This window comes from Streptomyces sp. NRRL B-24085, assembly GCF_001282115.1.
Taxonomy (GTDB): domain Bacteria; phylum Actinomycetota; class Actinomycetes; order Streptomycetales; family Streptomycetaceae; genus Streptomyces.
In genome coordinates this window covers 1-5,988 of record NZ_LJBR01000518.1, presented here as the reverse complement: position 1 = coordinate 5,988, position 5,988 = coordinate 1, and the positions used below count along the sequence as shown (strand labels likewise).

Below are 5,988 nucleotides of genomic sequence, written 5' to 3'. Positions count from 1 at the left end.
TCGCTGACCCGTGGTGGGCCGCCGGGGGTTCGAGCGGGTGCAGCGAAAGTGGGCGGGGCTTCTGGGAGAGCCGGGGTTTCGGGGACAGGGCGGAGGCTGGAGCCGGGGGCGGCAGGGTGTGGCGCACATCTTCTCCTTCTGGGAGAGCCGTTCCTTCTACGACTCCTTCATGGCGCGTTCCCACGACCGGCTCGCGGCGGCCCAGTCAGGCACGTTCAAGGACATCCAGGTCAAGCTGTTCGACTACCGCTTCGACGTGAAGACGGGCTTCGAACCCCGCTTCACCGACGCCGACCTGGTGCGGTTCGCCCACTGCCGCGTCCATGAGGAGCGGGCGGAGCACTTCACCCTGATGCAGGAGAAGGTCTGGAACCCGGCGATGGCCGGCTCGCCCGGCATGATCCGGGGCCTGTTCGGAGAGGCCCCGGGTAACGAGTTCCTCGTCCTCTCGATGTGGCGGTCGGCCGCCGAGCACGGCAAGTACCGCACCGAACGCGTGGAACGGCTCGCGCTGCGGGCCCAGACCGAGGCCGACGTCGCCGCCCTCACGGGCGACATCGTGGACCTCGAACCGGCCTGGACGGTTTGAGATCCCGACTCACCAGAAGTGCGCCTCCGGGTGGACGATGGTGCGGGAAATGTGTGACCTACGCCGTATGGAGCCCGTACGAGTGCTCGATACGCCCTCTCCCGATCTAGGGTCTTGGCATGGCACGACCACGGCGAATCGTCCTTGTCCGGCACGGGGAGTCAACGGGCAATGTTGATGACACCGTGTACGAACGCGAGCCCGACCACGCCCTGGCCCTGACGGAACGGGGCTGGCGGCAGGCGGAGGAGACCGGTAAACGGCTGCGAGAGGTGCTGGGCCGCGAACGCGTCAGCGTGTACGTCTCTCCCTATCGCCGCACCCACGAGACCCTGCGCGCCTTCCATCTGGACCCCGAGCTCATACGGGTGCGCGAGGAACCCCGGCTCCGGGAGCAGGACTGGGGGAACTGGCAGGACCGTGACGACGTACGTCTGCAGAAGGCGTACCGCGACGCCTATGGGCACTTCTTCTACCGCTTCGCCCAGGGTGAGTCCGGGGCCGACGTGTACGACCGGGTCGGCGGCTTCCTGGAGAGCCTGTTCCGCAGCTTCGAGGCGCCCGACCATCCGCCGAACGTCCTGATCGTGACGCACGGGCTGGCCATGCGGCTGTTCTGTATGCGCTGGTTCCACTGGACCGTCGCCGAGTTCGAGTCGCTGTCGAATCCGGGGAACGCGGAGATGCGGATGCTCGTTCTCGGGGACGACGGCAAATACGCACTTGACCGGCCCTTCCAGCGCTGGCGGGAGCCGGAGCCGTACGGGATCACCGATTAGAGTGGCAGACCGATGACCGCTGACTCCGCCACCGACGACCGTCTGCACCGCGCCCTGGCCAGCTTGCGTGGCCTGGCCGTGGGAGACGCGCTGGGCTCGCAGTACTTCGTGCCGGTGAACTACCCCCTGCTGAAGAACCGCGAGCTGCCGCCCGGCCACTGGCAGTGGACGGACGACACCGAGATGGCCTGCTCGGTCGTCGCCGTGCTGGCCGCCCACCACCGCGTCGACCAGGACGCCCTGGCCCGCTCCTTCGCCGAGCACCACGACTTCGACCGGGGTTACGGGCCCGCCGTCAACCGGCTGCTGCGGCTGGTCCGCGAGGGCGGCGACTGGCGTGAGCTCGCCGCGGCCCTCTTCAACGGGCAGGGGTCCTGGGGCAACGGCGCCGCGATGCGCATCGCGCCGCTGGGAGCCTTCTACGCCGACGATCCGGAGCAGGCGACCCACCAGGCCGAGATCTCGGCGTACCCCACGCACCAGCACCGGGAGGCCGTCGTCGGCGCCATGGCCGTCGCCGCGGCCGCCGCGCTGGCCGCCGGCCCCGGTGGTCCGCCCAGCCCCGGTGCGCTGCTGGACGGTGTCATCGCGCTCGTCCCGAAGAGTGCCGTCGGTGCGGGGCTGCGGCGGGCCCGCGACATGCTGGACTACGGCGACGCCTCCACCGTGGCGGCCGTCCTGGGCTGCGGGCGCCGTACGACGGCCCATGACACCGTGCCGTTCGCCCTGTGGTCAGCCGCCCGGTCCCTGGGCGACTACGAGGAGGCGTTCTGGACGACCGCCCAGGTGGGCGGCGACGTGGACACGACCTGCGCCATCGTGGGCGGTGTGATCGCCGGGGGCGAGGCCGGAACGCCTCCCGCCGAGTGGGTGCAGCGGACCGAGGCGTTTCCGGAATGGTTGCGGGTGTCGGAGTAGGAGTCGCCCCTGCCCTGCATCGACCGACCCCGATCACATCATTGAAACTCTCCGTGTATGTCGGGAACTCTGCGTAACCGGGCGCTCGTTGTCATGACAGTTGCCGTGCGACGAACGGGTCGGTACGCGGTATGCACGAGAGGGGCGGGGGTGTGGTGGTGGGTCGGTCGACGCTGTTCTCTCTGCTGTACCTGGTCCTTTTGATGCGGATGGCCGGACCGTCGTCCTCGCCGTCAATTCCCCGGATCTGGTCCGGCCATCCGCGGCTCATCGGGAAACCGGTCCCGTCAGCCGATACCCGGGCCCGCCGTGCCGGCGAGGGCCTCCAGATCGCTCTTGCGGACCTTGATCACCAACCAGGCGCTGACGAGGGCGAGTACGGCCATCGAGGCGGCCGCCACGAAGCCCGAGGAGATGCCCTGGGCGAGCACCTCGTGTCCCCACGGGGCGGGGAGCTGGTGCGTCTTGGCGAACTCCGCCTTCTGCTCCGGCGAACCGTCGGCCATGAAGTGCGGCAGTTGCTTCTCCGCCTCGTCCTTGCTGGCCGACCCGAACACCGTCGTCAGGATGGACAGGCCGAGCGAACCACCCACCTGCTGCGTGGTGTTGAGCAGCCCGGAGGCCGCGCCGGCCTCGTGCTGGGCCACACCGGAGACCGCGGTGATCGTCAGCGTCACGAAGTTCAGGCCCATGCCGAAACCGAAGATCAGCATGGGGCCGAGCACCCCGCCGACGTAGGAGCTGTCGGAGCTGATGAGGGCCTGCCAGGCGAGTCCGGTCACGGCGAGCGCCGAGCCCGTGAGCATGAACGGCTTGGGGCCGAGCACCGGCAGGAACCGCTGCGACAGGCCCGCGCCCAGCGCGATGACGACCGTCACCGGAAGGAAGGCCAGACCGGCCTCGATCGGGGTGTAGTCCAGGACGTTCTGGACGAAGAGCACGATGTAGAAGAACATGCCGAACATCGCGGCGGCGAGACTCAGCATGATCACGTACGTGCCCGAGCGATTGCGGTCGGCGAACATCCGCAGGGGAGTGATCGGCTCCTTGGCGCGCGACTCGATGAAGGCGAAGGCGAGCAGGAGCACCACGGCTGCACCGAAGGACCCGAGGGTCAGGTTGTCACGCCAGCCCTCGTCCGCGGCCCGGATGAAGCCGTAGACCAGCAGGGCCATGCCTCCCGTGGAGGTCAGGGCGCCCGCGATGTCGAAGCGGCCGCTGTGCCGTTCGGACTCGCTGATGTACAGCGGAGTGAGGACGGCGATCACCACACCGATCGGCACGTTGACGAAGAGCACCCACCGCCAGTCGAGCCACTCGGTGAGCATGCCTCCCGCGAGGAGGCCTATGGCGCCGCCGCCCGCGGAGACCGCGGCGAAGACTCCGAACGCCCTGTTCCGCTCGGGCCCTTCGGGGAAGGTGGTCGTGATCAGCGCCAACGAGGTCGGCGAGGCTATCGCGCCGCCCACGCCCTGCAGCACACGGGCGGCCAGCAGTTGCCAGGGCTCCTGGGCCAGACCGCCGAGCAGCGAGGCGAAGGTGAACAGCAGGATGCCGGTCATGAAGACCCGGCGGCGCCCGAGGATGTCACCGGCGCGGCCGCCGAGAAGCAGCAGGCCGCCGAAGGTGAGCGTGTAGGCGCTGACCACCCACGTGAGGTCGGTGGTGCTGAACTGGAGAGCGTCTTGAATGTGCGGCAGCGCGATGTTCACAATCGTCGCGTCGAGGACCACCATGAGTTGGCAGGCCGCGATGACGGCGAGCGCGATTCCGGGGCGTCCTTCCCGGCGGGCCGCACCTGGTTTCTGATCTTTGATCAACGGAGAGGTTGTCACTATGGGTCCCCCACGAGCGCATTAGTGAACGGTGGCGTTCACTGTTGCGTCAACGGTAGTGAGTCCCCGGTAGTGAACGCAAGCGTTCACTTAAGTTTGTTGGCGCGCGGCGTGTCCCCCCTTGTCGCCGCGCGGTGTTTCGTCCCTCCCCGCAATCACCGCTTCCCTGTTCGCTGGAGACATTCAGATGGTTACCTCGCGCTGGACGGCCGCCCCCGCTCAGCCGGCCTCCCCCCGTCGGCGCGGCGCCGTGCTGGAGCGTGCGATTCTCGACGCCGCGCTGGAGCAGCTCAGCACGGTCGGCTGGAACGGCCTCACGATGGAAGGGGTCGCCGCCGGCGCCCAGACCGGCAAGGCCGCGGTCTACCGCCGCTGGCCGTCCAAGGAGGACCTCGTCGCGGACGCCCTCCGGGCCGGGCTGCCACGTTTCGAGGAGGTCCCCGACTTCGGCGGTGTGCGCGAGGACCTGCTCGAGCTGTGTCGCCTGGCGCGCGAGGCGATGTTCTCGCGACCTGGCTTCGCCCTGCGTTCCGTCATTCACGAATGCGATCAAGCTCAGGCGGAGCGCTTCCATGCCGTGATCTTCAACGGCGTCGTGGAACCGAGCACCAAGTTGCTTCGCGAGATCATCACCCGTGGAATGCAGCGGGGCGAGGTGCGTCCTGACGCGGCGAACGACTATGTCTTCGATGCCATCCCCGCCATGATGATGTATCGCTCCAAGATGCGCGGTAGCGAATGGGGCGATCAGGATCTCGAGGAGATGATCGACCAGTTCGTGCTGCCGCTGCTGCGGTCGAACGGACGGTGAGCGCCCCTCGTGGACGTCTCGGCGCCTTCCGGGGAAACCGGGGTGTCGCCGGGTGATCCGAGCGGCGTACGCTAAGGGCGCCATGCCGTACGAACCGCCTACTCACACCGTCGAGCGCTCTCTTCGTGCCACCACCGGAGCGAAGATCATCGCCGGTGTCGACGAGGTGGGGCGAGGTGCCTGGGCCGGCCCGGTCACCGTCTGTGCGGCGGTCACCGGACTGCGCCGACCGCCCCAAGGCCTCACCGACTCCAAGCTGCTGAGCGTCAAGCGCCGCACCGAACTCGCCGAGGAACTGCGGACATGGGTGACGTCGTACGCCCTGGGACACGCGACTCCGGAGGAGATCGACGACCTGGGTATGACGGCCGCCCTGAGGACCGCCGCCGTGCGCGCCCTGGAGGCACTCCCGGTCCGGCCGGACGCGGTGATCCTCGACGGGAAGCACGACTATCTCGGTACGCCCTGGAAGGTCCGGACCGTCATCAAGGGTGACCAGTCCTGCGTGGCCGTCGCTGCGGCCTCGGTGATCGCCAAGGTTCAGCGCGACAAAATGATGGCCGAACTGGGTATCGACCATGCAGACTTCGGTTTCGCGGCCAACGCCGGGTATCCCTCACCCGTGCACAAGGCCGCGCTGGAGGTTCGGGGCCCCACCCCTTACCACCGCTTGTCGTGGGCGTATCTTGATGCGCTGCCCCAGTGGCGGCACCTCAAGAAGGCCCGTAGCTGGGCGGACGGAAGCGTTCCGAAAATCGAGGGCCAGCTCGGCTTCGATTTCTGACGATTCCGCTCGCACTGATGTGCCACCCGCTGACGCGAGCCGCACCAACGTTTGATAAAAATCAGCCCATGCCTCTCATTCCCGAGGAGCCTCAGATTCACGAGAGTGCCCAGGGTCCCCGCGCCACTCCGGCCAGCGGCCGCACCGCGCCGACCCCCCGTCCCGTACCCGGTCCACGCCCCGTGGCTCCGCCACGCCCCGCTCGTCCCGGCCGCCCTGCGGGGGGTGCCGCCGAAGCCGGGACCGGAGCAGGGGAAGAGGTGGCTGCGGGG

The 5,988-nt window shown here is 68.5% G+C and carries 6 protein-coding genes and 1 pseudogene; 6 read left to right on the top strand and 1 reads right to left on the bottom strand.

Going from position 1 to position 5,988, the window contains the following annotated elements; genetic code table 11:
• Window positions 1-10: 10 nt before the first annotated feature.
• The 3 genes from AOJ26_RS38405 to AOJ26_RS38395 all read left to right on the top strand — a co-directional run bounded on the left by AOJ26_RS38405 (window position 11) and on the right by AOJ26_RS38395 (window position 2,286).
• Entirely contained in the window at window positions 11-589 is a 579-nt protein-coding gene (locus tag AOJ26_RS38405) for a DUF4937 domain-containing protein (protein ID WP_078960190.1), read from the top strand.
• 119 nt (window positions 590-708) lie between these two features.
• Window positions 709-1,368 carry a histidine phosphatase family protein gene (locus tag AOJ26_RS38400; RefSeq protein ID WP_053852974.1) on the top strand — a complete coding sequence of 220 codons (660 nt, stop codon included), beginning with the start codon at window positions 709-711 and terminating at the stop codon, window positions 1,366-1,368.
• A gap of 12 nt (window positions 1,369-1,380) precedes the next feature.
• Window positions 1,381-2,286: an ADP-ribosylglycohydrolase family protein gene (locus AOJ26_RS38395; RefSeq protein WP_053852973.1), complete on the top strand. Its 906-nt coding sequence runs from the start codon at window positions 1,381-1,383 to the stop codon at window positions 2,284-2,286.
• 287 nt (window positions 2,287-2,573) lie between these two features.
• On the opposite strand, the gene AOJ26_RS38390 is transcribed toward AOJ26_RS38395, so the two are convergent.
• Window positions 2,574-4,121, bottom strand: a complete 1,548-nt coding sequence (locus AOJ26_RS38390) for an MFS transporter (RefSeq protein ID WP_053852972.1) — start codon at window positions 4,119-4,121, stop codon at window positions 2,574-2,576.
• A 187-nt stretch (window positions 4,122-4,308) separates the two neighbouring features.
• On the opposite strand from AOJ26_RS38390, the gene AOJ26_RS38385 reads away from it, so the two are divergent.
• The 3 genes and pseudogenes from AOJ26_RS38385 to AOJ26_RS44730 all read left to right on the top strand — a co-directional run.
• Complete coding sequence (locus AOJ26_RS38385; protein WP_053852971.1) at window positions 4,309-4,932, top strand: TetR/AcrR family transcriptional regulator; 624 nt, start codon at window positions 4,309-4,311, stop codon at window positions 4,930-4,932.
• Window positions 4,933-5,014: 82 nt separating this feature from the next.
• Window positions 5,015-5,716: a ribonuclease HII gene (locus AOJ26_RS38380; protein ID WP_053852970.1), complete on the top strand. Its 702-nt coding sequence runs from the start codon at window positions 5,015-5,017 to the stop codon at window positions 5,714-5,716.
• Window positions 5,717-5,784: 68 nt separating this feature from the next.
• Window positions 5,785-5,988: pseudogene (locus AOJ26_RS44730) on the top strand (hypothetical protein); the annotation flags it as partial.

Bases quoted from the DNA above. Each gene is read 5' to 3' on its own strand.
- AOJ26_RS38400 (WP_053852974.1), top strand. From the start codon at position 709: ATGGCACGACCACGGCGAATCGTCCTTGTCCGGCACGGGGAGTCAACG.
- AOJ26_RS38395 (WP_053852973.1), top strand. From the start codon at position 1,381: ATGACCGCTGACTCCGCCACCGACGACCGTCTGCACCGCGCCCTGGCC.
- AOJ26_RS38385 (WP_053852971.1), top strand. From the start codon at position 4,309: ATGGTTACCTCGCGCTGGACGGCCGCCCCCGCTCAGCCGGCCTCCCCC.
- AOJ26_RS38380 (WP_053852970.1), top strand. From the start codon at position 5,015: ATGCCGTACGAACCGCCTACTCACACCGTCGAGCGCTCTCTTCGTGCC.